Origin of the sequence: Amycolatopsis balhimycina FH 1894 (assembly GCF_000384295.1) — a bacterium.
Lineage (GTDB): Bacteria > Actinomycetota > Actinomycetes > Mycobacteriales > Pseudonocardiaceae > Amycolatopsis > Amycolatopsis balhimycina.
This window is the reverse complement of the sequence record NZ_KB913037.1, coordinates 1,812,900-1,839,633: the sequence shown is the minus strand read 5'-3', so window position 1 is coordinate 1,839,633 and position 26,734 is coordinate 1,812,900. Positions and strand designations below refer to the sequence as shown.

The window sequence follows — 26,734 nt, the reverse complement described above, 5'->3', positions numbered from 1 at the left end:
GGTAGTCTTGTCCTTCCGGTTCCGGTAACGCCGTGGCGAGTTGTGTCGGCCGCCAGGTCGTGCTGCCGGGCCGCGCGGTCATGGGCCGCCGCCGCCCGCAGCAATCCCGCTCGAAGCCGGATACGCGCGACATCCGCGCGTCGCCGGGCGTCCGCAAGCGCCGCCTCGCCGTGATCAGCCGCGTCCGGGCCCGGGGTCCCGGAGTCATCAACGGATCCCGCGGCAGCCGCGGGAGTGGCAGCCAGTAGCTGTCGTCGTCGCGCGCTCGCGGCACGGTCGGCGGCCTGCCGGGCCGCCCGCCGCGGCCGGACCGCCGTCGTTGCGAGCGCTCACCCGGCCGATCCCACAGCCGGTTCCAGGATCCGCCGGATCGGACCGCGCTGCTGCCGGCACCCACGCCTCCCTCGTGCTCGCCCATGCGCAGGCCGCCGAGCTGGCCGAATCTGCCGGCGGCGGACGCCCGCACCGCGCACGCCGGCAGCGCACGCCGGACTTGCCACGCGGTGGCGCGCGCATCGCGCCGCGACCCGATCGTCGCTGCCGGACGCGTTTACCGGGCGGCACGGTGGGTAGCACGTCTTGGCTGCACGCTGATGCGGGTGTTGCCCGCGGAGAGGCTCCACCTGGTGGACGAAAGCCGCGTCGACATGGCGTACGAGGACCGCGACGGCTGTGTGGTCGTCCACCCGGATGGAGTCCTCGACGCGCTGACGTACCGGGAGCTGCGCGACCGGCTGGTGAAGCTGGCTGTGGGCGTCCCTCGCGCGGTCATCGCGGACATCGGTGACCTGCAGATCCCGTCCGAATCGGGTCACCGGCACCGCAGCCGGCGCCTGAACCGCGCCCCGGCCACCGCGGGAAAGTGGGAAAGTGGGAAAGTGCAGCGGGGCCGGATGAACCACGACGGCGCGCGGCGGTGGTGTCCCCGGACAGCACCATGGGTCTCGGCCGGTGAGCTTTGAAACCTCCGGCCTTGGCCGGAGGTGATCCGGTGGACTAGCGTCGGTTCAGTAGGGGGCCCGTTGGTGCCGGCCAGCGCGGACATCCGCCCCTTTTCGTCCCGTCGGGCGGGCCCGCGGCGAGACGGAGGCGGAATGGAGATCGGGGTCGCGCTCGAGGTGAGCAAGCGGCCGGAGAGCGCCTTGGTGACGGTGTCCGGTGCCCTCGATCTGGCCGGCTACGGCTTTCTCCGCGACGGGTTGCTCAAGGTCGCGGCGGACGGCCCGCCGCGGCTGGTCGCCGACCTCGAGGACTTGGCGATCGGTGAGCTGTCGCCCTCGACGGTGTTCCCGTTCGTCGCGAAGCGGATCGCGGAGTGGCCGGGCATCCCGTTCGCCGTGGTCACCCGGCAGCCGCAGCACCTCGTCGCCTTTCACCGCCACGGGATCGAGCGGTTCGTCCCGGTTCACCCGAGCGTCGCCGCGGCGGAGACCGCTCAGGCCACTCCGATCCGGCGCACCGCGCGCAGGGTACTGCCGCGCATCGACGACGCGACGACGCTGGCACGGACGTTCGTGCGGGACCACGCCCTGCAGTGGCAGGTTCCGGAATTCATCGACGACAGCATGCTGGTGGCCGGCGAGCTGGTCCGCAACGTCCTCGAGCACACCGCGTCCGAACCCGATGTCCGGCTGGACCTGCGCCGGCAGTTGTTGTCGGTGTCCGTGGCCGATGGCAGCGACCGGCCCGCGGTGCTGCTGGAGCGGGCCGACGTCCGGGACCCGGGATTGGGGCTGCGGATCGTGGCCGACGCCGCGCGGACGTGGGGGAGCAGCCGCCGCTGGTCCGGGGGAAAGATCGTGTGGGCGGTGTTGAAGTCTGAGCGCACGCCATCATGACCGCGCGGTGCCGGCCGGCACCGCAACCCCGCCGCGGAATTGCCTCCCGCCGGGCGTGGGGAGTTCGCATGGCTGAAGACGGCGGCGGTGTACTGATCGAAGTCGTGCCGACGTCGGCCGGCGACGCGCTGATCCTGCGGCTGGCCGGCGTCGTCGACCCTTCCGCCCGGGACCGGGTGGAGTACCTGATGCTGGCCGCGACGGAGGCATTTTCGCCGCTGTCCTTGGCGGTGCTGGATCTGTCCGCGCTCGAGCTGCTGGGAGCTGCCGGCGCGCGGGCCCTGGCCTGCTGGGTGATCGCCTGTGCCGAGCGTGGAGTCACGGTTCGCCTGGTCGTCGCGCCCAGGAGCAGTGCGCACCGGGTTCTCGTCGTCGCCGGGCTCGACCAGCGGGTGACCGTCTTCGACGATCTCGAGCCGGCGCTGCACCGGGACTGAGCGCCGCCGGCCGCGCTGGGTGTCAGTCGTGGAGTTCGCGCAGATGACGGGACACGACATCCGCGCCGTGGCCGTCAGCGGCCGGCCGGCGAACGCGGTAGCTGGCAACCGGGTCAAAGCGCCGTCCGTGCCGAGAGCGCGCCGGTGTTGGAATTGCACAGGAAATCCCGCGCCGCACCTGCGCTTTCCCGTGAGGAGAACGCCCAGCGCCTCGGCCACGTCGTCGTAGGCGCCCGCCGTGGCGGCGTGGAGCAGGTCGTCGGTGAACTGCCGGACGGACACGCCCGGCGTGGGTGCGGGATCTCGGTTGTCGGTCGGGCCGAGATACCCGGGGCGCCGACGCTCAACCGGGAACCGGGAACCGGGAACCGGGACGTCGGATCGGCGGCGTCACTCGCCTTCGGCGGTTGTCAGCGCGGTGTGGTTGCGGACGAGGGTGGCCGCGATGTCGGCCAGTTTGACGTTGAGGTCCTGGGAGGTGCGGCGCAGCAGGCGGAAGGCGGCGTCGGCGTCGATGCCCTGACGCGCCATCAGGATCCCTTTGGCTTGCCCGATCACGTCGCGGGAGGCGATCGCGCGGCGGAGGTGGGTGCGTTCGAGATCGGCGATCTCGGCGCCGCGGACGTGCTGGAGGGCCAGTGAGGCGTGGGTGGCCAGGAGCAGGGCGCGATGGCGGTCGGTTTCGGTGATGCCGCCGCGGTGGGCGTAGACGTTGAGGGCGCCGCTGAGCCCGGCGCGCCGGGCTGGCAACAGGGCGGTGGAGAGGACGGCGCCGAGGCCGTGGGCGGTGGCGACGGCGGCGAATTGGGGCCAGGCGGAGGTCTGGGCGAGGTCCTGGTCGAGGGAGTAGGCGGGGCCGTCGGGGTGGGCGGCGTCCAGGCAGGGCCCCGATCCGGTGCGGTACTGGACGTCGTCGAGGTCGGCGGCGATGTCGGGGACTTCGACCGGGGTGAAGTAGCGGCCGCCGGGGTCGCGCAGGGTGATGCTGACCAGCCGGGCGTGCGGGACGACGACCGTCGTCGCGGCGACCACGTGCTGCAGGGCCCGGCTGACGCTGGTGGCGTCGAGCAGGATCCGGGTGAGCTCCGCCAGCTGGTCACCGAGGTGCCGTTCACCGCCCGGCGCCGGGGCGTCGGCGAGCGCCTCCTCCACGCTGGCGTGCACCGGCAGGGTGCCGGCGGGCAGGCTGCTGTGCAGGATCCGGGCGTTGAGCGCGTCCGGGTCGAGCAGGACCGCCGCGTGGACGCCGTCCTGTGCGCGGCGCACCGCGAATTCGCCGAGCGCCCGGACTCCGGCGGCGGAGAGGTGGTCGACGTCGCGCAGGTCGAGCACCACGAGGTGCGGGGGTGGGAGGGTGACGGTCGCGTCGAGCAGTTTGGTCAGTGTCGCTTGTGCCGTTTCAGCTTCGAGCGTCCCGCTCACCCGCAGGATGAGGGCCTGCTCGGCGTCCACCGCCACGACGTCGGCTCCGGCACTCATGTCCCACCTCCCGTCCATTTCGGAGCCGGAATACCCTGCGCGGCCCGTTCGCAATCCGGTGACTGTGGGTGAGTCGGCGATCACGCGCGAGGCTCGGAATCGGAGTCGAGGTCCGCCGGTCAGGGGGTGACGTCGGAGGGGCGTGTCCAGCGGGCGAGCAGGACGGTGGCGTCGTCCTGCAGCGTGCCGTTCTGGTGGTGGAGGACGGCTTTCGTGAGCCGTCGGGCGGTTTCGGGTGGCGGGTTGCCCGAGGCGGCTTCACGCCGCAGGAAGTCCAGGAGCCGCGGTTCGCCGAAGAATTCGCCGGTGTGGTCGCGGGCTTCGGTGATGCCGTCGGTGTAGAGCACCAGCCAGTCCTCCGGTTCGAGGGTCTCCTCGCCGACTTGCAGGTCGCCCAGACCGAGGCCGAGCGGAAGGCATCGGCCGGCGGTGAGGGGCTTGACGATCTTCCCGGCGCGCATGACCAACGGACGGGGGTGGCCGGCGTTGATGTAGCGCAAGCGCCCCGTGGTGAGGTCGAGTTCGACGAGCACGGCGGTCGCGAACGTGGCGTCGCCGAAGTGGCCGCTGATCGTTTCGCCGATCATCCGGGCTTGTTCGGACAGGCCGTGGCCGGCGTGGCGTGCACTGCGATAAGCGGACAATGCTGCGGCGGCGATCAGGCCGCTGCGCAGGTCGTGACCGATCGCGTCCAGCACCATCAGGCTCGCGGTGGTCTCGGACAGCGCGTAGTCGAAGGCGTCGCCGCTGACGCTGTCCCGCGGTTCGACGACACCCGTCACGACGAAGCTGTCCACCCCGGCGGTCAACGGTGGCAACAACGACCACACCAGTTCGGCGGCGACCGTCCGGCGGGTTCGCAGCCGGACGCGGTCCAGCTCGTCCCCGTACTGCGACAGCAGGGTCACCATGTGCCCGAGCAGCATGGACAGCCACCGGCACTGAACCCGCAGCCCCGGGTCGTAGAGGTCGTCCACCTCGGCCACCTCGACGTCGAGGACGCCGAGACGTTCCGCCCCGTCCAGCAGCGGCACCCACAAGCGAGGCCGGCCAGGTGCCTCCGACGGGAGGATCTGGATCTGGCGGAACGCCCGTCCCGCAAGTGTGGTGTCGACCTCCAGCGTGGCCCGTCGCGACGCCGGCAGACCGGGCGGAGCTTCCGGGACGAGGTGGAGGCACCGTTGGCCGTAGTCGACGAGGTAGACGCCGATCCGCACGCCGAGCGCGGTGGCGGCGGCGGCCACGGCCGCCGGCAGCCGGTCCGGTGGGGCCAGCTCGGTATCTTCCAACAGCCGCACCAGGGCGGCGAACGGCGCGCTTCTCGGGACGCTGTCGCGGATCTGCCGGCTGAACCCGGCCCGGTGTGCCCAAGTCAGCTCGTCCAGCCGTTCGTTGACGGCCAGGGCCAGGGTGTCGCGTTCCAGCGGCGGCAGGTCGGCCAGTCCGTGCAGGTACGCGTCGATGTCGATGAACCCGGATTCACCGCCGACTCCGAAGTAGCGCAGCCACAGGTCCTCGACGGACAGCTCGGCACGCTTGAACGCCAGCGCCAGAGTGCGCTGCTGCTCGACCGCGCGGTCCTGGGAATGATCATTCTTCACGGTGTTCACCGGTCATCGCAGCCGCCGCACGGTGGACTGGGCCAGCCGCTCGGCGGTGTGGCGGAGGGTGGTGCGCTCTCGTTCGGCCAGCTGCGCCAGCGTCAGCAACGCTGCCCGTTCGTCGACGCGTTCACGAGCCATGATGATGCCCTTGGCCAGCTTGACCACCTCGCGGCCGCGCAGCGCCTCGGCGACCTGGGAGCTGGCGCGCTCGGCGTCCTGCGCGGTCCGCGTGTTGCTGATCAGCATGGCCGCTTGGGCTGCGAACATGGTGAGGAGGTGTTCCTCCCGCTCGCCATAGGAATGCGGCGGAACGGCGTAGACCTTCAGCGCGCCGAGCGGTTCGGGCCCGGCCACCAGCGGCGCGCTCAACGCCGACCGCAGCCCCAGCTCGGCGGCCGGCCGTGACCAGGCCGGCCACCGCTCGTCCTGCGCGAGATCGTCGACTCTGACGACCGCCCGTTCCGCCCAGGCGGTCAGGCACGGGCCGTGGCCCAGCTGGTACTGCAACCGGTCGGCCCGCTCGACCACCTCGTCCGTGGCCGCCGCGGTCACCCGCCGCCCGTGGCGGTCCATCAGGCTGATCCCCGCTCCGGTCGTTCCCGGCACCATCTCGACCGCCAGCGCGGTGATCAGTTTCAGAGCCGTGTCCACCTTCTCGGACGACAGCAGCAAGCCGGACATGCGCGCGAAGACAGCCGCCAGCTGCTGCGCGGTCAGCTCTTCGATCATCAGCGCGTCGCCCGGCGGCTCACCCGCCTGCGGAAAGTTCGAGGTCATCTCCGGCGTACCCCCTCCGCGCTCCGTCCGCTGGCCCGGTCAGACGCGATTACCCGGTTCACCGGCGTTCAACCGAGGATCTCTGTCAGCCGGGTGGTGGAGTGCCGGCCTGCGGCAGGTCGATTTCGGTGTGGCGGGTCACCAGCGTTTCGGCCAGCCGGACGAGTTTGACGTTGAGCTCCTGCGAGGTTCGCCGGAGCAGGTCGAACGCTTCTTCCGGGCTGAGGCCGCGGCGGCTCATGAGGATGCCTTTGGCTTGTCCGATGACGTCGCGGGAGTCGATCGCCCGGTGCAGCTGCTCGGAGGTCAGCTGTTCTTGGCCGACGGCCGTCGCGTGCGCGAGGGCCAGGGAGGCGTGGGTGGCCAACAGCAGCGCGATCGCCCGGTCGGCCTCGCCCAGCCCGCCGGGCTGCCGGGAGTAGATGTTGAGCGCTCCGGACAGCCGGGGTGGTCGCGCGTCGGGCAGCAGCGCGGTGGAGAGCACGGCATGGAACCCCCGTTCGGCGGCAGCGGCGCCGAATCGAGGCCAGCGACCTTCGACGGCCAGGTCGGCGCTGGCCGCGAACGCCGGGCCGCTCGGCTCGGACGCGTCCAGGCATGGTCCTTCGCGCAGTTCGTATTGCACCTGGTCGAGGTCGGCGGCGGCCGGATCGGTCTGGACGGGCGTGTGGAAAGCGCCATCCGGGAACCGCAGGGTGACGCTGACCAGGTCGGCGCCGGGAACGACCTGCAGTGTCGTGTCGGCGACCTGTTGCAGCACGTCGCCCGTGGTCGTGGCGTCGAGGAGCGAATAGGTGAGGGTGGCGAACTGCTGCGCCAGGGGTCCCAGCCGGAACCCGTGGTCCCGTACCGGCTTTCCGCCGGTGACGGTCGCGTGCTGCGCGTCGGCGGTGAAGCGTTCTCTGTCCTCATCCCAGTCTTCTTCACTGGGCGGTATTTGCGGCACTTCGCTCTTCCCTTGCTTCAGATCAGGCAGTCGCTGGTTACGGCGAGCGGCACCGATACTGCGCTGTTGAAGACCGGGCACGCGGCAGCTTGACCGAATGAACTCCATCGAACAAGTGGCTTCACTGCCTGGTTTCACTGTGCCAGACCTGTGCCGCGGCGACTACGCGTCTCCATGCCTTCGAATACTAGATCGATCAGGCAAGGCGGCAAGTTCACCTGAAAGGTCGCTCACGACCACCGGCACGACCGTGGTTCATAGCCACGCCGGCTGGGCCGGAGCGCCTGATCCAGCTGACGCGCAGCTATCCTGGCGCGGATACGGTGATTGGGATTAGGCCCAATGGGAAATCCTGAGTTCGTGAGTGCGGCGACGAAGGGCGCGGAGCGTGCCCGTGCGCGGGGCGAGACGGCGGGTGAGCGTGTCCGCGAGCTGGCTGCCCGTCGAGCTGCCTTGGCGGCCCGTGCTCGTGCGGGAGTGGATCGGGCCGCTGCGGCTCGGGCCGCCGAACACGCAAAGGCCGCTCTCGTGCGCGCGGCCGGCGCCAGGGAGAGCCTCCGGCAGAGTTTCCTGCGCTCGGCCGAAGCGCACGAGCGCGCGGCACGGGCACTCGAGCGGCGGGCGCCCGAACGCGGCACTGCGGCCGGGCTCACGGACCGGCGTCACGCTGCCGAACACCGCGCCGCTGCCGAGGCGGACCGGCGGCAAGCCGCAGAATGCGCGACACCGCCGCAACCGTCGGACGCAGCGACCGGCCTACGATCGGCTCGGCGCGAGGTGCTGTCGCACCGCCTCGACCACGCCGCGCGCCATGCCGACCCGTCGATGGGCTACGCGTCGGCAATGGCGGTAACGGTGACGCGGATACTGCGCGGCGTCGACGCGGTGGTGATCACCGTCCGGGGCGGCGGGCTGGCCCAGCACGAACTCGCGGCCACCGACCGCTGGGGACACCAAGTCGAGGAGCTGCAGTACACCACGGGCGAAGGACCGTCGGTCACCGCGTTCACCACTGGTGAGCCGGTCGCCGTCACCGACCTGACCGAGCACGGCGAGGACTGGCCCGGATTCGTCGACGCCGCGGCCGGCTATGGCCTCGGTGCGGCGTTCGCGTTCCCGCTGGCCGCAAGCACCGCCACGCTCGGCACGCTGACTCTCTACCGGCGCGAGCCCGGAACGCCCTCGACCAGCTTCGCCGACATCCGCGACCTGGCCGAGCTGCTCGCGGCCGCGTTGCTGGCCGACGGTGAGCTGGCGGATCGGATCAGCAGCTCCCTGGCTTACGAGGACGTCAACATGGCAGCCGGTCTCCTGTCGGTTCAACAGGCGATCAGTATCGAGGAGGCCATGGCCCGATTGCGGGCGATGGCGTTCGCGGACGGCCGGCCGCTGACCGAGACCGCCCGCGAGGTCGTGACCCGCCACCTGAATCGGCACCATGATCGACCCGGTGAGTGACTCTGACTGCGTCGCGTCGACGTCCTGGTCGAACCTGCGGCCGCCGGAAGTCAGCCGGCCTCGAAGACCGGATGCGGGCGTCTTTCCCATTCCTCCGGGTCGCGGTCGAGCCTGCTGATCTCTTCCCGCTTGCGCGGCGGCCGGTCGTTGGCGATCAGCACCGCCATCCACGGGAGAGGCACGGAGACGGCCAGCACCGCCAGCGCAAGCCACCAGGTGCCGTGGAAGATCCCGGCGAGCACCAGGCACGGGATCCGGCACGACATCATCAGGAGGTATTTCCGCTTTCGTGCGGCAAGCTGGTCGTCGTACGAGCGTGCGGCTCCGGTGATCAGTACCGGCGCACGGGTCGTGGTCATGGCGGGTTCCTTCCGGCCGCTGGGGAACACTGCTTACCGCGTCGCCGGCCGCACAAACGCCGGACGCGGTCCCGCTTCCGCCCAGCGGAGATCGAGGCGGGTGAGCTGCGAGCGGAAACGGGAGATCGAGGCCGGTACGGGGGCGCGTCGCGGCGAGTGGCACGACACGGCTCCAGCCGGACTGGCTTCTTTGAAAGGCAGAGCAGTGAAGGCAAGGGGTGAGGCCCGGGGCCACCGCCGTACCGACACCCAGTACAACGCTTCGCCGTCACCGGTGTTCCGGTCCGCGCCGCGTAAATCATGGGTGCGTTCGCGCGTGGTTCTGCTCGAGGCTGTCCCGCCACAGCTCGGGCGCGGCCGCCGGCGCCTGAACGTCGTCTCGGTACGCCGATGCCGGAACAACCGGCCGTGTCAACGTTTGCCGCTCATGTCCGCGGGGTACCTACGCCGGAACGACTGGTCGGGGAGCCGTGAGCCTCGTCCCTCCGCGGGCTCGAGCGAGACTGCCGCGGCCAGGATGACGCCACCCCTGCGGGCTCGGCGCCGGCCGCCGAACACGCGCCCAGCTCGACGGGCAGCCAGCCGCGGTGACGAGTTGAAGGGTGACGGCCATGAGCACCTCGTCCGGTCCGGAACGCCTCAGGTTGGTGCGTACGCGCGGCGAGTCCGGGGTCGTGGAACTCGTATTGTCCGGTGAACTGGACTCGGGCACGGCGTCGAAGGTCGTACGCGCCGTTGCGCAGATCCTCGCCACCGAACCCGAGGCACTGATCCTTGACGTGTCCGACCTGTCCTTTCTCTCCGTCGCCGGTGTCAGGGCAATCGGCACCGCGCACGCTGCCGCCGGCGCGGCGCGTCTGCGCGTGGTGACGGGCGAGCGCCCCGTCGTGCGTGAGTTCTTGCACGCCACCCGCTTCGACGCGGTACTGGACTGCTACCGCACTCGCAGCAGCGCCGTAGCCGCCGGCAGCCGCGCCGAGTTCGTGAGCCATGCGAGAGCCGCTTGGGACGCCAGTTGACGACTGTCTCCGCGATGTAGGCGATCCGAGCAACTCGCGCTCGAGCGTCGGGCTGCAAATACGGCACCCACGGCATTGCCGTCCGGTTCAGCGCCGTCGCCGCGGGGAAGGCATTGCCCGGGGATTCCCCACAGCCCGTTCCCGGCTGGTCGGGCCTTCGACCCGTGATCGCTCAATCTTCCGGCGTGCTGCGAGGAAGCCGATGACCCGTAACGACAAAGCCGAGGCGTCCCGAATCGGCGACAAGATCGTGGCACCCAGATGGACCGCATTCGCGCTGCTGCCGGTCGTCTTCGTGGACCAGGTGACCAAGTGGTGGGCCTGGCGCGAAGTTCCCCGGGCGCACATCAACTTCGGCGGCAACCCGCTGGTCGGTCCGGTCGTCGGCGGATGGTACGCAGACCCGGTGACAGGAGCGGTACTCGACCTCGTCAGCAGCGCGAGCCTCGTCGCGGCAGTGCTGCTTCTTCTGCGCCGCAGGCATCCAAAGCTGTTGCTGGCTCCCGCAGCTCTCGCGATCGGCGGCTGGACCAGCAACCTCCTCGACCGCCTCGGGCTGCACCACCTCACTGCGCCGGGCAGCGTCCGCGGCGCCATCGATTTCATCCCGGTCGGCAAGTACTGCTTCAACGTGGCGGACTTCTTCATCATCGCGGCCACCTTGGCGTTCACGCTGGCCCACGCCTACCGGTGGGCGGTTCGCGCCACGACGGAAGTTCCCCGCCCGCCGCTTCGGCTGCGAACCCCGGCGCGCATCGCGACAGCGACTGCCGCGGCCGGGCTGGTGGCCACGGTTACGCTGGGCGCCACTCACTACGGCGGAGCGACTCACCCCCCTCCCGTCCACCGGACAACCGCGATCCGATGACGCGGCCACGCAGGAGCACCGGGTTTCTTGCCGTTCATCCACTGCGCGAGCAGGTCGGCCGTGCCGGCAGGTGGTGCGGCCACGTGACGCGGGGGTGGTGAGCTTCGCCCTGACGTAGCTATTCAGTGCATCAATGGCCGCCCCGTGCCGCGCCGGAACCGGCCCCGCCGGCGCTGTGGACAACGCCGAGCACGAACACGTGCGGCACCGGCGAGCCACGGGGTGAACTCCGCCTCCGGCCGGCGGGCGAGCCGCGGTCGATCGCCGATGAACCTGTGCGCCTTGTCGTGCGCGACGCCGTCCTCGAGCTCTGACGGGTCAGGCGGCCGCCTTCGCCTGGATGACGTCCTTGTCCTTCAGTACAACGGGATCGGGGATGGCGTCGGGCAGTTCGTCCTCCAGCAGCCGCAGGCGCCGGTACCGCCACGCGCCCACCGCCAAGACCAGCGACGCGATGCCCGCCCCCATCGCCAGCCAGGCCATACCGCGCCCGGGCATCCCCGTGGCGGCGGCGAGCGGCTCGAACACCCCGTCGGTCAGCGGCCCGGCCAGCGCGAACCCGGCGGGCACCATCAGCCAGCTGACCATCAGGTTGGCGGCGAACACCCGGCCCTGCAGTTCCAGGCCCACCTTCGCCTGCACGATCGACCCCCAGTGCGCGTTGAGCACCGCGGACGCGAGGCCGATGCCGAAGAGACCCACGGCCGGGAACACCGGGTTCGGCACCAGGCCCAGCACGACCATGAACACGCCGATCAGCGCGAACGACCCGAGGATGCCGGTGGTGCGCCGCCGGAACCCGCCCCACAGGCTGGTCAGCACGCTGCCGCCGAGCAGTCCGATGCCACCGGCGGACATCACCAGGCCCAGGGTCGGCACGGCGCCCATCGACAGGGTCAGCGGCGTGGCGATCACCTCGACCATCGCCAGGGTGAAGTTGAGCGCGGACGTGGCGAGGATGATCGCGAGCAGCCCCGGCCGCCGCACGAGGTAGCGCCACCCACCGGTCAGCTCCTGGGTGAACGGCTCCTCGAGCCGGTTGAACATCCGGTCCGGGAACCGCACGAGCAGCAGCGTCAGCAACGCGAACCCGAACGTCACCACGTCGATCACCACGACGCCGTTCAGGCCGACCAGCACCGCGAGCCCGCCGCCGAGCAGCGGCGCGAGCACCGTGCCCGCCGCGCTGCCGAGCTGCGCCAGCCCGTTCGCCCGGCCGTAGTAGCGCTTGGGCACCAGCTGCGTCACCGCCGCGCGGTACGCGGGTTGCTGGAACGCGACCGCGATCGCACCCAGCGCCACCAACGGGTACACCTGCCACAGCTGCAGCGATCCGAGCCACAGCAACATGACCAGGCCGATCGAGCTGACCGCGGACAACACGTCCGCGCCGATCATGATCTTGCGCCGGTCCCACCGGTCGGCGATCGCGCCGGTGACCGGGGCGAGCGCCACCGCGGGCAGCAACGTGAGCACGCTGATCAACCCGAAGAGCGACACCGACCCGGTGCGCTGGTACACGAACACGCCGAGGGTGAACGTCGTGAGCCCCGACCCGATCAGCGACACCAGCTGCCCGAGCGCGACCAGCAGGAACGCGCGCATGTCCGCGGGCGGTGGCGGTGTCACCGGCGCGCCTTCCCCGGCGACGACGAACGACGCGAGCCGGTCGGCCTGGTGCTTGTGGAAGTAGTGCCCGGCCCGCGGGATCACGTGCAGGGAGACCGCATCGGAGAAGTGCGTCCACTCGGCCACCCGCTCCTGGTACAGCTCGGTGACCCGGTCACCGTCGCCGACCACGCACACGACCGGCGCGGCCAGCTTGCGGAACCCGCCGCCGTGGAAGGCGTCGGTGTAGAAGTCCTCGCCCTGCTGGGTGTCGTCGAGGAAGATCCGCATCAGGAAGTCCTGCTCGGCGGCGTCCGTCACCTCGTTGAACAACCCGGTGGCGCGCAGGAACTCCAGCGCACGGCGCTTGGACGTGGTGCGCCGCAACGGCATCATCGCGCGCAGCGCCCGGGAGAAGCGGCCGGGCATCCGCGGCGCGGGGAAGTGCCCGCCGATCACGACCCGCAGCAGGTCGGCCCCGTCGTCCTCGAGCTTGCGGGCGAGCGCGACGGTCTGCGCCCCGCCCATGCAGTGTCCATACAGGACGACGGGACCGGCCAGCGCCTCGACCTCGGCGGCGCACCGTTCGACGAGCTCGTCGAAGCCGAGCGCGGGCTCGTCGGGGTTGCTGATGTCGTGGCCCGGCGGCTGGATGGCGTAGAGCGCGATGTGGTCCGGGACCGCGGCGGCCAGCTCCCGGTAGGTGAGGGCACCGCCCGCGGCCAGTGGCACGCAGACCAGGTTCACCGTGGTGGGCCGCGCCGGGGTGAGCCGCAGCAGCAGCTTCTGCTCGGTGGTGGTGCCGGTGCCGGGCCCGGCGACGTGCTCGGCGAACTGCCGGATGGTCGGGTGGGTGAAGAGGTCCATCACGGTCGCGGGCACGCCGAGGTCCCGCACCGCGCGCACCGCCTTGAACGAGTCGCCGCCCATGGCGAAGAAGTCGTCGTCGATGCCGATCCCCGGCAACCCGAGCAGCTCGCACCAGCGCGTGGCAAGGTCCCCCTCGAATGCGGTGCGCGGTGCCGTCCCGGTTTCGGCCACCGTGCGTTGCGGCGCGGGCAGCGCGGTGCGGTCGACCTTCCCGTTGGGGGTCAACGGGAACGCCTCGAGCACGACGAACGCCGACGGCAGCATGTAGTCGGGGAGCACGGTGCGCAGGTGCGCTCGCCAGTCGGTGGTGCTGGGCGCCGCGGCGCCGTCGTGCAGCGTCACGTAGCCCACGATCGCCTTGTCGCCGCCGTCCTCGCGGACCACGGCGACGGCGTCGCGGACCGCGTCGTGCCTGCCGAGCACGGTCTCGATCTCCCCGAGTTCTATGCGGTGACCGCGAACCTTCACCTGGGTGTCGTTGCGGCCGAGGAACTCGATGGTCCCGTCCGCGCGGTGGCGGGCGAGGTCGCCGGTCTTGTACAGGCGCGCAGCCGGGCCGGCGGCGAACGGGTCGGGCACGAACCGCTCGGCCGTGATCTCGGGGCGGCCCAGGTAGTCGCGGGCGAGACAGACGCCGCCGAGGTGCAGTTCGCCGGGCACGCCGACCGGCACGGGCTGCCCGCCCGGGTCGAGCAGGTGCGCGGTGACGCCCGGCAACGGCTTGCCGATGGTGATCGGCGCGCCGGGCACCACCTCGGCGGCGGTGGCCCAGATGGTCGCCTCGGTCGGGCCGTACATGTTGTGCAGCACCCGGACCCGCTCGGTCAGCTGCCCGGCGAGGGCGACCGGCAGCGCTTCACCACCGCACAACGCGGTCAGGCCGGGCCGGCCGGTCCAGCCGTCGGTCACCAGCAGCTGCCACGTGGCCGGGGTCGCCTGCATGACCGTGGCGTTCTCCCGCTCCAGCAACGCGGCGAGGTCGGCCGGGTCGTGCGCGACGTCCCGGCTCGCGAGCACCACGCGCCCGCCGCTGATCAGCGGCAGGAAGAGCTCCAGCACCGAGATGTCGAAGGCATAGGTGGTGACCGCGACCAGCGTGTCGGCCGGGCCGGTGCCGAGCCGCTCGCGCATGCCCCGCAGGAAGTTGACCACCGAGCCGTGCTCGACCCGCACGCCCTTGGGCCGCCCGGTGGATCCGGACGTGTACAGGACGTAGGCCAGGTCGTGTGGCGAGGCCGGGGTGCCGCCCGCGGCCGCGGGCTGGTGCCCGGCCGGCTCGTCGGCGAGCAGCACGGTCAGGTTTTGTTCGGCGTAGCGGTCGGCGAGGGCGCGTTCGGTGAGCAGCACCGCGGCGCCGGAGTCGTCGAGGATGAACTGCCGGCGCTGTCGCGGGTAGGCCGCGTCGAGCGGCACGTACGCACCGCCCGCCCGCAACACCGCGAGGAGCGCCACCGGCAGCAGCTCGGAGCGTTCCACGGCGACGGCGACCAGGGTGTCCGGCCCGACGCCCTGGTCACGCAAGCGGGCCGCGAGGGCGTCGGCGCGGGTGAGGAGTTCTCGGTAGGTCAGCGAAGTGTCGCCGAACGTGACCGCGGGAGCGTCCGGGGTGCGGGCTGCCTGCGCCGCGACGAGGTCGTGGATGCAGCCGGCCGGCGGTGCCACGGGGGTGCCGATGCCGGACCAGCCGGCGAGCTGGGCCTGCTCGGCCGCCGTGAGCAGCGGCGCGGCGCCGATGGCGGTGCCGGGGTCGGCGGTGACCGCGTGCACCAGCTGTTCGAAGTGCCCGAGGGTTCGCTCGGCGGTGGCCGCGTCGAACAGGTCGGTGTTGTACTCCAGTTCGCAGACCAGTTCGCCGTCGCGCTGGTGCACGGTGAGCCCGAGGTCGACCTGCGCGCCGCCGGGGTGCACGGGGTGCTCGGTCACGGTGAGCCCGCTGAGCGCCAGGTCGGCGCCCCTGGTGTTGAGCAGGTTGAACATCACCTGGAACAGCGGGTTGCGGCTGGGGTCCTTCGGCAGCTTCAGCGCCTCGACCACCTGCTGGAACGGTGCGCCCTGGTGGGCGAACGCACCCAGCGCGGTGCTCCGCACCCGGGTCAGCAGGTCGGCGAACGACAGCTCGCGGTCCAGCGAGGTGCGCAGCACCACCGTGTTGAGCAGGCAGCCGACCACCCGTTCCTGTTCGGCCGTGGTGCGCCCCGCGACCGGCGAGCCGACGCAGATGTCCTGCTGGCCGCTGTAGCGGTGCAGCAACGCCTGCAACGCGGCGAGCAACATCATGTAGAGCGTCGCGTCGTGGGCGCGGGCCACGGCGTTGACGCGTCCGGTCAGGTCGGCGCCGAGTACGCGGCGGGCCAGCCAGCCGTCGAAGGTCTGCACGGGCGGGCGTGGCCCGGTGGTCGGCAAGTCGATGGTGCCGGGCGCCCCGGCGAGGTTTTCCCGCCAGTACGTGAGGTCGGCCTCGGCAGCCACGTCGGTGACCACATCGGCGTACTGCACCGCGGGGCCGGTCAGCGGCGACGGTTCTCCCGCGCGCAGCGCGCGGTAACACGCGCCGAGCTCGTCGAACAGCACGCCGAACGACCAGCTGTCGGCGACGATGTGGTGCACGCAGACGCCCAGCACGTGGTGCTCGGCGGCGAGCCGGACCAGGGAGAACCGGAAGAGCGGGCCTTCGGCCAGATCGAACGGCGTGCGTGCCGCGGCCTGGAGGAGGTCGTCGAGGTCGGCCGGGTGCGCCTCGGTCACCGGCAGCGCCACCGGGAACCCGGCCCGGATCACCTGCAGCGGGCGGCCTTCGGGCGCGTGGAAGACCGTGCGCAAGGACTCGTGCCGGGCGACGACCTCGGCGAGCGCGGTGCGCAGGGCATCCACGTCCAGCGGTCCGTGCAGGTCCACCGCGGTCGCGATGACGTACGCGGCCGGGTGGTCGTGTGCGTGGTCGAGGAACCACATGCGCCGCTGCACGGCCGTGGCGGGCAGCTCCGACGGCCGCACGGGCACGGCTTCCGCGGCGGGGCCGGGCGTGGTCGGAGTCGCCGCGTCGGTCAGGCCGCGCAGGGTGGGCGTGGCGAACACGGCGCCGAGCGGGACCGTGAGCCCGAACCGGCTGCTCAGCCGGGCGACGAGCTGGGTCGCGAGCAGGGAATCGCCACCGAGGTCGAAGAAGTCGTCGCCGGGGTCGATGTCGTCGACGCCCAGCAGCTCTGCCCAGACCGCCGCGATGCGCGCCTGGTCGTCGGTGAGCGTCTCCTCGGCCGCCGGCTTGCTGTCCACTGTGGAGTGGGAGCGGCCGGCTTCGATCCAGTAGCGCTGCCGCTGGAACGGGTAGCCGGGCAGGGACACCATCGGGTGCCGATCACTGCCGGTGAACCGGGCGAGGTCCACCCGCCCGCCCTGCGCCCACACCTGGCCGACGCCGGAAAGCAGCGTCGGCAGGTCGCCGGTCGTGTCGGCGGCTCGCCGCATCAAGGGCACGGCCGTGCCCTCGCCGCGCCGCACCAACGTCGTCAGCGTGCGCCCCGGCCCGGCCTCGGCCACCACCAGCCCGGCGCGCGCGAGCTCGGCCGCGGAGTCGGCGAACCGCACCGGTTCGCGCAGGTGCCTTGCCCAGTAGTGCGGGTCGGTGGCCTGCTTCGCGGTCACCCAGGTGCCGGTGACGTTGGACAGGTAGCGCAGGCCCGGTTCGGCGAGCGGGACCGCCGCGACCGCCTCGGTGAACTCGGCGAGCACCGGGTCGAGCATCCCCGAGTGGAACGCGTGCGAGGTGCGCAGCGCGCGGCAGGCGACGTCCCGCGCGCGCAGGTCCGCCTCGATCTCCCGCACGGCCGCTGCCGGGCCGGAGAGCACGCAGGACCGCGGCCCGTTGACCGCGGCGATCGACACGTCGGGCCGGAGCAGCTCGATGGCGTCCTTTTCCTCGAGTTCGACCGCGAGCATCGCGCCGGACGGGAGCGACTGCACGAGCCGGCCGCGCGTCGCGACCAGGCCGAGCGCGTCCGGCAGCGTGAACACCCCGGCCAGGCACGCGGCCACGTACTCGCCGATGCTGTGCCCGGCCATGGCAACCGGGGTGAGGCCGCGGTCCATCAGCGTGCGGGCGAGCGCGTACTCGGTGACGAACAACGCCGGCTGGGTCAGCGCGGTCCGGTCGAGCGCGCCGCCGTCCGAGCTGCCCGGGCCGTACAGCACGTCCCGCAGGTCGAGCCCGAGGTGCGGGCGCAGCGCGGCCGCGCACTCGTCCACCACGTCCCGGAACACCGGTTCGCCGCGGTACAGCCCGGCGCCCATCCCGGCGTACTGGCTGCCCTGACCCGGGAACACGAACGCGACCGGCCGGTCGGTGCCCTCGACCGGCGGTGCGGGTTCGCGCAGCGCGGCCACGAGTTCCGCGTGGCCGGCGCCGGTCACGACCCGCCGGTGGGTGAGCCGGGCGCGGCCGCGGTGCAGGGTCGCCTCGACCCCGGCGAGGTCACCCGGGTGCCGCTCCAGGTGGATCGCCAGCGACTCCGCCAGGTCGGTCAGCGCGCGGGGCGTCGCGGCGGACAAGGCCAGCAGCGCGGGCCCGGTCCGGTCCGCGGCCGGCGGCCGTGGCGGCGCTTCTTCCAGGACCACGTGGGCGTTGGTGCCGCCCATGCCGAACGAGCTGACGCCCGCGCGGCGCGGGCTGCCGTCCGCCGTCCAGTCCACTGTGGAGGTAGTGAGCCGGAACGGGCTCTTCGCCAGGCGGATCCGGGGGTTGGGCTCGTCCAGGTTCGGACTGGCAGGCAGCATCCCGTGCTCCAACGCGAGCACGGCCTTGATCAACCCGGCGACCCCGGCCGCCGCGTCGGCGTGGCCGAAGGTGCCCTTGACCGAGCCGAGTACGCAGAACCCGGTGTCCTCGGTGCCGGTGCGGAACGCCTTGGTCAGCGCGGACACCTCGATCGGGTCGCCGAGCGGGGTGCCGGTGCCGTGCGCCTCGACGTAGCCGACGGACCGGGGCGGCACGCGAGCGTCGGCCAGCGCCCGGGTGATCACGTCGACCTGCCCGTCCACGCCCGGCGCGGTGAACCCGACCTTGGCGGCGCCGTCGTTGTTGATCGCCGAACCCCGGATCACGGCGCGCACCGGGTCGCCGTCGCGCAGCGCGTCGGCCAGCCGCTTGAGCACCACGACGCCGACCCCGCCGGCCGCGATCGTGCCCCGGGCGTTCCGGTCGAACGGGCGGCAGTGCCCGTCCGGCGACAACGTGCCGCCCTCGACGTACGGGTAGCCGCGCCGCTGCGCGGGCTCGATCGCGGCCCCACCGGCCAGCGCCACGTCGCATTCGCCGAGTACCAGGCTCTGCTTCGCCATGTGCACCGCCACCAGCGAGCTCGAGCACGCCGTGTTCACGGAGACGGCGGGCCCGCGCAGGTCCAGCTTGTACGCGACCCGCGCGGCCAGGTAGTCCTTGTCGGTCGACAACGCCACCTGGTAGTCGCCGACGGCGCGCAGCAGCTCCGGCGCGGACGACAGGTTCTCCGTCAGGTAGACGCTGGAGCGTGCCCCGGCGAACACCCCGGCCCGGCGGCCCGCGGAACCGGGTGCCTGCCCGGCGTCTTCCAGTGCGTGCCAGCAGCATTCGAGGAACAGCCGGTGCTGGGGGTCGAGCACCTCGGCCTCGCGGCGGGACATGCCGAAGAACTCCGCGTCGAACTCGGCGATCCCGTCGAGCACGACGCCCGACCGGACGTAGCCGGGGTCGGCGATGCTCGCCGGGTCGGCGCCGTCTTCCAGGAGTTCGTCGTCGGTGAACGACCGGACCACGTCGGTGCCGGAGGTGACCGTGGCCCAGAACTGCTCGGGGCCGTCCGCCGCCGGGTAGCGGCAGGCGATGCCGATGACGGCGATGTCGCGATCGCTTCGCTGCATGGTTTCCTTTGTCGAGTCAGCCTTTGTCGGGTCAGTGACCACCAGGGGGCACTTTCACGTGAAAGTGCCGCCTCGGCGTCGAAGTCAGCGGGCCGCGGCGGCGGCCATGGCACGCAGCCGGGGCCGGTCGGCCTTGCCGTTGGCGTTGAGCGGAATGCTCGGCAGTGGCGTCAGCCGGCGCGGCACCATGTACACGGGCAGCGTGCGGCGCAGTTCCCGCCGCACCCGCGCCGCGGGCAGGTCACCGGTGTAGAAGGCGGCGAGCTCGGTCCGCCCGCCGTGCGCGGTGGCGATCACCACGGCGGCGCCGATCCCGTCCGTGCGCCGCAAAGCGGCCTCCACCTCACCGAGCTCGACCCGGTACCCGTTGACCTGCACCTGCTGGTCGAGCCGCCCGACGTGCACCCACTGCCCGCCCTCGCGGCGCACCACGTCGCCGGTGCGGTAGTGCCGCCCCTCGGTGAACCGGCCCCCGTCGTCGGCCGGGTCGAGGTAGCCGTCGAAGCGCTGCGGGCCACGCACGCACAGCTCGCCCTCGGCCGCGGGGCGGCCGTCGGCGTCGAGCACGACGGCGTCCAGGTGTGGGTACGGAGCTCCGATGGGGACGGTGTCGTTGCCGGTGCTCGGCCAGTCCGCCGGGTCGGCGGGCAGCTGGTAGTCCGCGCACGCGATCGTGAGCTCGGTCGGGCCGTACGCGTTGACGATCGCCGACCGGGGCGCGACCGCGTGCCAGGCCTGCGCCTGGCGGAGGGTGAACTGCTCACCGCAGAAGATGCTGTAGCGCAGCGCCGCCGAACCGGGCACGCCCGTGGTCAGCGTGCCCAGTCCGGCGGCGACGGTGATCGCGGCGGGCACGGAGAACCAGTGGGTGAGCTCGCGCTCGGCGAGGTAGCGCACCGGCTGGGTCAGCTCCGTGCGGCCCGGGCACACCAGGGTCGCCCCGCCCGCCCAGCTGACGAACAAGTCGAACACCGCGAGGTCGAAGGTCAGGTCGAAGGTGTGCGACAGCCGGCAGCCGGGTTCGACCGCGAACCGGGACACGGTGTGCGCGAGGAACGCGTCGACATTGCGGTGGCGCACCGGCACCCCCTTCGGCCTGCCGGTGGAGCCGGAGGTGAAGAGGATGTAGGCGACCGCGTCCGGGTCGGGGCGCGCGTCCGGCGGCCGGGCCGCCGGAAGGTCTGCAAGAGACGGTTCGACGATGGCGTTCGGCACCAGCCCGGCCAGCTCACCCGTCTGCGCGGCGCCACCCGCGTCGGCGAGCAGCAGGTCCGGCCGCGCCGCACGGCAAACGGCCCGGTTGCGTTCGACGGGATGCCCGGCGTTCAGCGGCACCACCGTCGCGCCGAGCCGGGTCGCCGCCAGGTAGCCGGCGAACGCGAGCAGGCTGCGGGAGGCGAGCAGGCCGACCCGCCGGGGGAGTGCGCCGCACTCGGCGGCGATGCGTGCGGCCAGCCGCGCGGACAGGTCGTCGAGTTCGCGGTAGGTCACGGCGGCGCCGTCCACCTCGACCGCGACCGCGTCGGGCCCGCGCGCCACCGACGCCGCGAACCACTGGTACAACGTCCGCGCGTCGGGCCGGATCGGGTCAGGCATGCGGTCGGGCACCCACCTCGGCCAGCAGCCCGGCCTGCGCACGCACCGTGCTGTGCTGGAACAACTCCACGAGGTCCAGCGGGGTGCCCGCGGTGTCGCCGAGCACGTCGCCGAGCAGCACCAGGAGCATGGAGTTGCCGCCCGCCTCGAAGAAGCCGGTCTCCAGTGGCACGGCGTCCTCGTCGGTGTCGAGGACCTCGGCCCACGCCTGGCGCACCAGCGCCACCAGTTCGGGCCGGGGAGCAGGGTCCGGGTGGTTCATCGTGTCTCCTCGGCCAGTGGCGATCGGGGGTCGTCGGCCAGCGCGGTGGCGCAGGCCAGCAGGGTGTCGGCTACAGCGCCGGCGGTGGCCGCGTCGAACAGACCGGTCAGGTAGGCCAGGTCGAACTCGAGCCCGTCGCCGCTGTCGACGGCGGTGAACTCCATCTCGTACTTGGCTTTCAGCGCGGGCAGCGGCCACAGCCGGGCAGCGGCGCCGAGGTCCGGCGGGCGGGGCGTGGTGTCGGTGGCGTCCACGTACACCGGGGTGACCGGTGGCCTGCCGAGGTCGCGTGCCGGGTGCAGTGCCGCCGCGACCTCGTCGAACGGCACGTCGGCACCCCGGTAACCGATGGCACCCGCGGCCGCCGCCCGCTCCAGCGCGTCCCGCCAGGTGCGCGCGCCGGTCAGGTCCACCCGGATCGGCACGGTGTTGACGAACATCCCGACGACGTCCGTGGCCGCGCCCGGCCGCTGCGACCACGGGAACACGAACACGAAGTCGCGTTGCGCGGTGTGCCGGGCGAGCGTGCCGGCGACCAGCGCGGTCGTGGCGAGGAACAGGCTGCACCCGGCGTCGGCGGCGGCCTTGCGCAGCTGCGCGGTGCGGGCCGGGCCGAGGCGGCGCCGGACCGAGCCCGCCTCGATCGACTGCCGGGCGCCGCGCGGCCGGTCGTGCGGCAGCGCGATGTCGGTGGGCGCCCCGGCGAGCGCGGTGATCAGCTCCGCCGCGTCGGCCGGTGGTGGGGGTGGCGCGGGCGCATCCGCGGCGGCCAGGGGGTCACCGCGGTAGGCGGCGCCGATCTGGTCGAACACGACCTGGCGAGACGCGCCGTCGAGCACCAGGTGGTGCGCGCAGAACACCAGCACGCACCGGTCGTCGTCCACGAGGAGTTCAGCCCGTGCGGGCGCCTCGTCGGCCAGCGCGAACGGCGTCCAGCTCCCCGTCGTGACGTGGTCGGCGAGCTTGTCGCGTGGCCAACCGGTGACGTCGGTGACGGTGGTGCGGGCCGCGGAGCCCTCGGCGCGGACCACGCGCTTGGCCGCCCGGTCGAGGCGGAACCGCGACCGCAGCGCCGGGTGGTGGGCGAGGACCCGGTCGACCGCGGCGGCGAGCCTGCCGGTGTCGACGCCCGGGCCGAACTCGACGATCGACGGCACCAGGTAGGCCGCGCGCAGGTGCGGCATCCGGTCCTGCAACCACATTCGTTCCTGCGCCGAAGTGAGCGGCCGGTCAGCGGGGGGCTCGGCCACGGCAGCGGGCGCCGGTTCTCGCGTGAGAAGCCGGGCGAGCCCGGTCACGGTGGGGTCGGCGAGGAACTCGCGGGGCGCCACCCGGGCGTCGCCGAGCATGGCGATCGCGAGCAGGGAGTTGCCACCCAGCGCGAAGAAGTTGTCGTCGTCGCCGATCCGCCCCACGGCCAGGCCGTCCACTGTGGACAACGCGGTGCGGAACAGGTTCGCGGCCGTGCGCCGCACGTCGGCGGGCGGCGGCGCGCCGCGGCCCGCGAGCACCGGCTCGGCCGGAGGTCGCGGTGCGGCCAGCGGTCCGTTCGGCACCCGGACGTCCGCCAACGGCCGGTCGGGGTCGGCGAGCACCGCGTCGAGCACCGCGAGGTAGTCGGCGACGAAGCGGGGGCCGAGCTGCTCCGGGTACCGGTCGGTGGCGAACTCGAGCGTGCCGCGGGCGCAATTCGTGCCGCGGGCGCCGTCGGTGGTCATCTCGACGATCAGCAGCAGGTCGGCTTTCGCGGTGCCGGTCGGCAGCAGCTCGGTCGTCCACAGCGGCTCGTCGATGCCGGGCGCGGGGAAGTTCTGGTAGGCGAACACGATGTCGGCGAGGCCGCGCCGGCTCGTGCCGCGCGCCGCGACCTCGGCCACCAGCTGATCGAACGGCAGCCGCTGGTGGCGAAGCGACGCGAACGCCTCTGTCCGGTTCGCGGCGACGAGATCACGGAACGTGCCGCCGTCCGGGCAGCGCAAGATCATCGGCACGGTGTTGACGAAGAAGCCGGCCATGCGCTCCAGCGCCGGGTGCGGCCGGTTGACCGTGGACGTCCCGATGACGAACTCGGTGCGATCGGCCCAGCGCCGCAGGGTTTCCAGGTACGCGGCCAGGAACACCACGAACGGCGTGCTCCGGGTCTGCTTCGCCACCCGTTCGGCGGCGGCCACCAGCTCCGCGTCGAGGTCGAAGCCGGCCTGGCCGCCCGGCCGGGCGCCTTCCGGTGTCGCGGCGACCGGCCGGGCACCGCCGAGGCGGGCCGGTCCGGGTGCCGCGACCAGCGCGTCGGCTCGGCGCCGCAGTTCCTCGCGGACCACGGGATCGGCGGAGACCTGCCGGTCCCATTGCGCATAGTCGACGTACCGCAGTTCGTCCACCGGCGCCGCGGCGCGCCCGGTGCGGTACAGCTCCGCCAGGTCCTCGAAGAGCGGCACGAGCGACCAGCCGTCCACCGCGATGTGGTGGATCAGCAGCAGGACCGCGCCGGTCGCGCGCCACACGACGCACCGGGCGGGTGGCGTCCGGGCGAGGTCGAACCCGATCCGGCAGCGGCGGACCGCGTCCTGGCGGACCTCGTGGGGCGACAGCGGGTCGTCGACGACCTCCACCGGCATCGGGTGCTGCCCCGCGACGACCTGCACCACCTGGTCGCCGCGGCGTTCGTAGGTGGTGCGCAGCACGTCGTGCCGCGCGACCAGCCCGTCGAGCGCCACGCGCAATGCCGCCACGTCGACCGGTTCGGTCCACCGCAGGAACAACGGCACCGAATACATGGGTGAGCCGGGCGCCGACTGCTCGATCAGCCACAGCCGTTCCTGGGCGCTCGACAACGTCGCGACCCGCACGCCGGTCGGTAGGAGCTCAGCGGTCATGCGGTGCGCACCGCCGTGCCCGGCAAGGTGGCGGCGAACTCCGCCATTGTCTCGGCCAGCAGCAGCTCGGCGGGGTCGACCGTCGCGGCGAGCCGCGCCCCGAGCCGCGAGGCCACCTGCACCGCCAAGATCGAATTGCCGCCGAGGTCGAGGAAGTTGTCGGTGGCGGCGACCTCGACGCCGCCGAGCACTTCGGCGACGACCGCGCCGACCAGATCCAGCCCGGCGGGGTTCCCGGCCGTCCGCTGTGGACTGATCGCGGCCAGCATCGCGGTGCGGTCGGCCTTGCCGGTCGGCCCGAGCGGCACCACGTCGAGCACCACCCACCGGCCCGGGATCATATAGCCGGGCAGCCGTTCGGTGAGCCGGTCGCGCAGCAGGCCGGGCAGGTCCGCCGGGACGACGCCCGGCGCCGGAAGCGCGAACCCGACCAGGGTGGCCTGCGCGCCGTCGCCGACCTTCTCGACGAACACGTGCCCGGCGAGCCGGGTGGCGACCGCCGCGTGCTCGATCTCCTCCAGCTCGATGCGGAAGCCCCGCAGCTTGACCTGCCGGTCCCGCCTGCCGAGCAGTTCCAGCGCGCCGTCCGCCGTCTCCCGCACGATGTCCCCGGTGCGGTAGAGGGTCTGGCCGGTGCGCGGGTCGGCGACGAACTTGCTCGCGGTCAGCTCGGGCCGGCCGAGGTAGCCGAGGGCCACCCCGGGCCCGCCGACGCACAGTTCGCCCTGCTCGCCCGGCGCCACCGGGCTGAGGTCGTCGTCCAGGACGTGCAGTTCGGTGCGCTGCAACGCGAAGCCGATCGGAACCTTGGCCCGGTCCCGCAGGCTCTCCCGGGTGCAGTGGTAGGCGGTGGCGAAGGTGGTGGTCTCGGTCGGGCCGTAGCCGTTGACCAGCCGGCCCGGGGGACCGGCGTCCAGGACGCGCCGGGTGAGCTCGAGATCCAGCTGTTCGCCGCCGACCACGAGCGTGCCCAGCCCCGCGAACGCGTCCGGCCGCTCGCGGGCGATGGTGTGGAACATCGACGTCGTCAGGAACATCGTGTCGACACCCGTGTCGGCGACCAGGCCGAGCCACTGCTCGACGGGCAGTTCCGCCGGGGTCGGCAGCACTACGACGGTGGCGCCCGCAGTGAGCGCGCCCCAGAGCTCGAACGTGGTCGCGTCGAACGCCGGGTTCGCCATGCCGGCCACCCGGTCGCCGGGTGCCACCGTGCAGTAGTTCGGCGAGACCACGAGGCGGGCGATCGCCCGGTGCGGAACCAGCACACCCTTGGGCTTGCCTGTCGATCCGGAGGTGAACGACACGTAGGCCACGGCTTCGTCGTCGTCGGCCGGTGGGAGGTCGAGGTCGTCCGCTGCCGGGCCGTCGGGGACCGGGAGCACGGGGTGCCCGGCGGGCAGGCGGCCGGCCGCGCCGCCTCCCACGACCACCGGCGGATCGCCGCAGTCACGCAGGATCGTGGCCACCCGGGCGGCCGGCGCGTGCGGGTCCAGCGGTACGTAGGCGGCGCCCGCCCGCAGCACGCCGGTCAGCGCCACGACCAGGTCGATCGACGGCCCGGCGGCCACCGCGACCAGGGAGCCCGGCCGGACACCGCGATCGGCGAGGTCCGCCGCCAGCGCCCCGGCGCGCTGCCACAGCTCGCCATAGGTCAGGCTGCCGCCGGTCCGGCGGTCGAGCACAGCGCAGGCAGAAGGTGAGCGCCGAACGTGGTGCCCGAGCAATTCGGGCACGGTCGGTTGCTGGTGCGACAACATCAACCCCCATGGTTCGCCGCGTGGATGATGTTCCGGCCCCAGAACCCACTCGGTGAAGAGAGTTAAGCAACGAACGTGGACGGCACGTATCGCCCATTCGGCGGCTCCCCAGGTCTGATCAGCCCAAGCCGGTACTCCGAGCGAGCAATCGATCACCAAGGCGGACCTCGATGTCACGTGCTGCAACGGCCCGGACCGTCAGGGTGAGCGCCGAACTATCCACTGTGGAGCGTCAGGATGGGGTTGCCGGGCCGGGGAGGTCCCAGCGGTTGCCCGGTAGAGGTGGTACCACGCGCTGGACGACGGAACCGGCAACATCGACCAGTCACGCTGATCAAGATCTCGAACACGCACTCAGGCCGAGGGTGCGGGAACGGCACCCTCGGCCTGATCGAGAAGGTCACGGCTCACTGATCGACGCCTAGCATGCGTAGTTGCTGCCCCGGCCGGAAAGGTAGTAGTCGGAAACCCAGCCGAAATACCCGCCATAATGCACGGCGGACCACGTTGAGACACCATTGACCGTGTCACCGAAGCGGTAGCAGTTGAGAGAGACCCAATTGTACCAGGGCACCCGGGTGAGGAGCTGGCAATTGGTGCCGGGCCCGGTCCGCATCGCCGGCCCGCTGTAGCCCGACACCGGGTTGACTGCTTGGGCGGTACCACCGTCGTAGTCCGGCGCGGACGGCCCGCAGGTCACCGCGGCGACGGCGGGCGAGGCGGCAGCGGCGGCGGCGGGTGAGGCGGTAGCGACGGTGAAGCCGGCGACGGCCAGTATGGCGGCCGCGATACCAAGACCAAATTTGCGCAAACCTGTACGCATTAATTTCCCCTGATTCAGATCAATTGATGATGTCGTGTAGCAATGCCAACCGACCGCACTGCTGTAGCTTTTCACGGCCTTCCCTCGGCCATGGCCACGATTCCCTCTTTCTGATTCATCGACGTGATGCAGGCGACCCGGTCCGGTGGTCGGCCCCGCTGCAGTGCAGACGGTGGGCTCCCGGTTCGTCATGACCACACCGCGTTCTGGCAATCGCCTGGTCAGCGGTGGCCAGACGGGGGGAGGCGGAGTAGTAAGGGGTACGGGG

The 26,734-nt window shown here is 72.3% G+C and carries 18 protein-coding genes; 7 read left to right on the top strand and 11 right to left on the bottom strand.

Translation table 11 applies throughout. The features are described from left to right. Nucleotides 1-32 precede the first annotated feature (32 nt). The 4 genes from A3CE_RS56215 (at nt 33) to A3CE_RS50335 (ending at nt 2,275) form a co-directional block, all read left to right on the top strand. Entirely contained in the window at nt 33-248 is a 216-nt protein-coding gene (locus tag A3CE_RS56215) for a hypothetical protein (protein WP_125592235.1), read from the top strand. A gap of 378 nt (nt 249-626) precedes the next feature. Continuing rightward, nucleotides 627-962, top strand: a complete 336-nt coding sequence (locus A3CE_RS0107425; RefSeq protein ID WP_125592233.1) for an STAS domain-containing protein — start codon at nt 627-629, stop codon at nt 960-962. Nucleotides 963-1,094: 132 nt separating this feature from the next. Further along, on the top strand, nt 1,095-1,838 hold the full coding sequence (locus A3CE_RS0107420) for a hypothetical protein (protein WP_020639442.1): 744 nt from the start codon (nt 1,095-1,097) through the stop codon (nt 1,836-1,838). A 68-nt stretch (nt 1,839-1,906) separates the two neighbouring features. Continuing rightward, nucleotides 1,907-2,275: an STAS domain-containing protein gene (locus A3CE_RS50335; RefSeq protein ID WP_020639441.1), complete on the top strand. Its 369-nt coding sequence runs from the start codon at nt 1,907-1,909 to the stop codon at nt 2,273-2,275. A 390-nt stretch (nt 2,276-2,665) separates the two neighbouring features. Here A3CE_RS50335 and A3CE_RS0107410 read toward each other — a convergent pair whose 3' ends face one another. From A3CE_RS0107410 to A3CE_RS0107395, 4 genes are all read right to left on the bottom strand, one after another. Continuing rightward, on the bottom strand, nt 2,666-3,754 hold the full coding sequence (locus tag A3CE_RS0107410) for an ANTAR domain-containing protein (RefSeq protein WP_020639440.1): 1,089 nt from the start codon (nt 3,752-3,754) through the stop codon (nt 2,666-2,668). Nucleotides 3,755-3,873: 119 nt separating this feature from the next. After that, the gene (locus A3CE_RS0107405) at nt 3,874-5,355 is read right to left on the bottom strand and encodes a PP2C family protein-serine/threonine phosphatase (RefSeq protein ID WP_043791926.1); all 1,482 of its coding nucleotides are present in this window, start codon (nt 5,353-5,355) and stop codon (nt 3,874-3,876) included. Between the two features lie 12 nt (nt 5,356-5,367). Then, nucleotides 5,368-6,135: a GAF domain-containing protein gene (locus A3CE_RS0107400; protein WP_020639438.1), complete on the bottom strand. Its 768-nt coding sequence runs from the start codon at nt 6,133-6,135 to the stop codon at nt 5,368-5,370. 85 nt (nt 6,136-6,220) lie between these two features. Beyond that, complete coding sequence (locus A3CE_RS0107395; RefSeq protein WP_020639437.1) at nt 6,221-7,081, bottom strand: GAF and ANTAR domain-containing protein; 861 nt, start codon at nt 7,079-7,081, stop codon at nt 6,221-6,223. A gap of 360 nt (nt 7,082-7,441) precedes the next feature. Between A3CE_RS0107395 and A3CE_RS56210 the strand changes: the two genes are divergently transcribed. Continuing rightward, entirely contained in the window at nt 7,442-8,539 is a 1,098-nt protein-coding gene (locus A3CE_RS56210) for an ANTAR domain-containing protein (RefSeq protein WP_169523942.1), read from the top strand. 50 nt (nt 8,540-8,589) lie between these two features. Here the strand turns inward: A3CE_RS56210 and A3CE_RS0107380 are convergent, their stop codons facing one another. Then, entirely contained in the window at nt 8,590-8,898 is a 309-nt protein-coding gene (locus A3CE_RS0107380; RefSeq protein ID WP_020639434.1) for a DUF3099 domain-containing protein, read from the bottom strand. Between the two features lie 611 nt (nt 8,899-9,509). On the opposite strand from A3CE_RS0107380, the gene A3CE_RS0107375 reads away from it, so the two are divergent. After that, a complete protein-coding gene (locus A3CE_RS0107375; RefSeq protein WP_125592227.1) occupies nt 9,510-9,917 on the top strand; it encodes an STAS domain-containing protein in 408 nt (135 codons plus the stop codon). 202 nt (nt 9,918-10,119) lie between these two features. Continuing rightward, nucleotides 10,120-10,785 (top strand): signal peptidase II, encoded by a 666-nt coding sequence (locus A3CE_RS0107370; protein ID WP_020639432.1) that lies wholly within the window; start codon nt 10,120-10,122, stop codon nt 10,783-10,785. Between the two features lie 318 nt (nt 10,786-11,103). On the opposite strand, the gene A3CE_RS0107365 is transcribed toward A3CE_RS0107370, so the two are convergent. From A3CE_RS0107365 to A3CE_RS56205, 6 genes are all read right to left on the bottom strand, one after another. Continuing rightward, the gene (locus A3CE_RS0107365) at nt 11,104-19,155 is read right to left on the bottom strand and encodes a hybrid non-ribosomal peptide synthetase/type I polyketide synthase (protein ID WP_026468251.1); all 8,052 of its coding nucleotides are present in this window, start codon (nt 19,153-19,155) and stop codon (nt 11,104-11,106) included. An 84-nt stretch (nt 19,156-19,239) separates the two neighbouring features. Continuing rightward, nucleotides 19,240-20,751, bottom strand: coding sequence for a D-alanine--poly(phosphoribitol) ligase (locus A3CE_RS0107360; RefSeq protein WP_026468250.1), 1,512 nt, complete (start codon nt 20,749-20,751; stop codon nt 19,240-19,242). Continuing rightward, on the bottom strand, nt 20,744-21,013 hold the full coding sequence (locus tag A3CE_RS0107355; RefSeq protein ID WP_020639430.1) for an acyl carrier protein: 270 nt from the start codon (nt 21,011-21,013) through the stop codon (nt 20,744-20,746). The genes A3CE_RS0107360 and A3CE_RS0107355 overlap by 8 nt, the downstream gene beginning before the upstream one ends. Continuing rightward, nucleotides 21,010-23,886 carry a condensation domain-containing protein gene (locus A3CE_RS0107350; protein WP_020639429.1) on the bottom strand — a complete coding sequence of 959 codons (2,877 nt, stop codon included), beginning with the start codon at nt 23,884-23,886 and terminating at the stop codon, nt 21,010-21,012. The genes A3CE_RS0107355 and A3CE_RS0107350 overlap by 4 nt, the downstream gene beginning before the upstream one ends. Then, nucleotides 23,883-25,643: a non-ribosomal peptide synthetase gene (locus A3CE_RS0107345; protein ID WP_260473799.1), complete on the bottom strand. Its 1,761-nt coding sequence runs from the start codon at nt 25,641-25,643 to the stop codon at nt 23,883-23,885. The genes A3CE_RS0107350 and A3CE_RS0107345 overlap by 4 nt, the downstream gene beginning before the upstream one ends. Before the next feature lie 421 nt (nt 25,644-26,064). Next, nucleotides 26,065-26,541: an SH3 domain-containing protein gene (locus A3CE_RS56205; RefSeq protein WP_125592225.1), complete on the bottom strand. Its 477-nt coding sequence runs from the start codon at nt 26,539-26,541 to the stop codon at nt 26,065-26,067. Between the last annotated feature and the right edge of the window lie 193 nt (nt 26,542-26,734).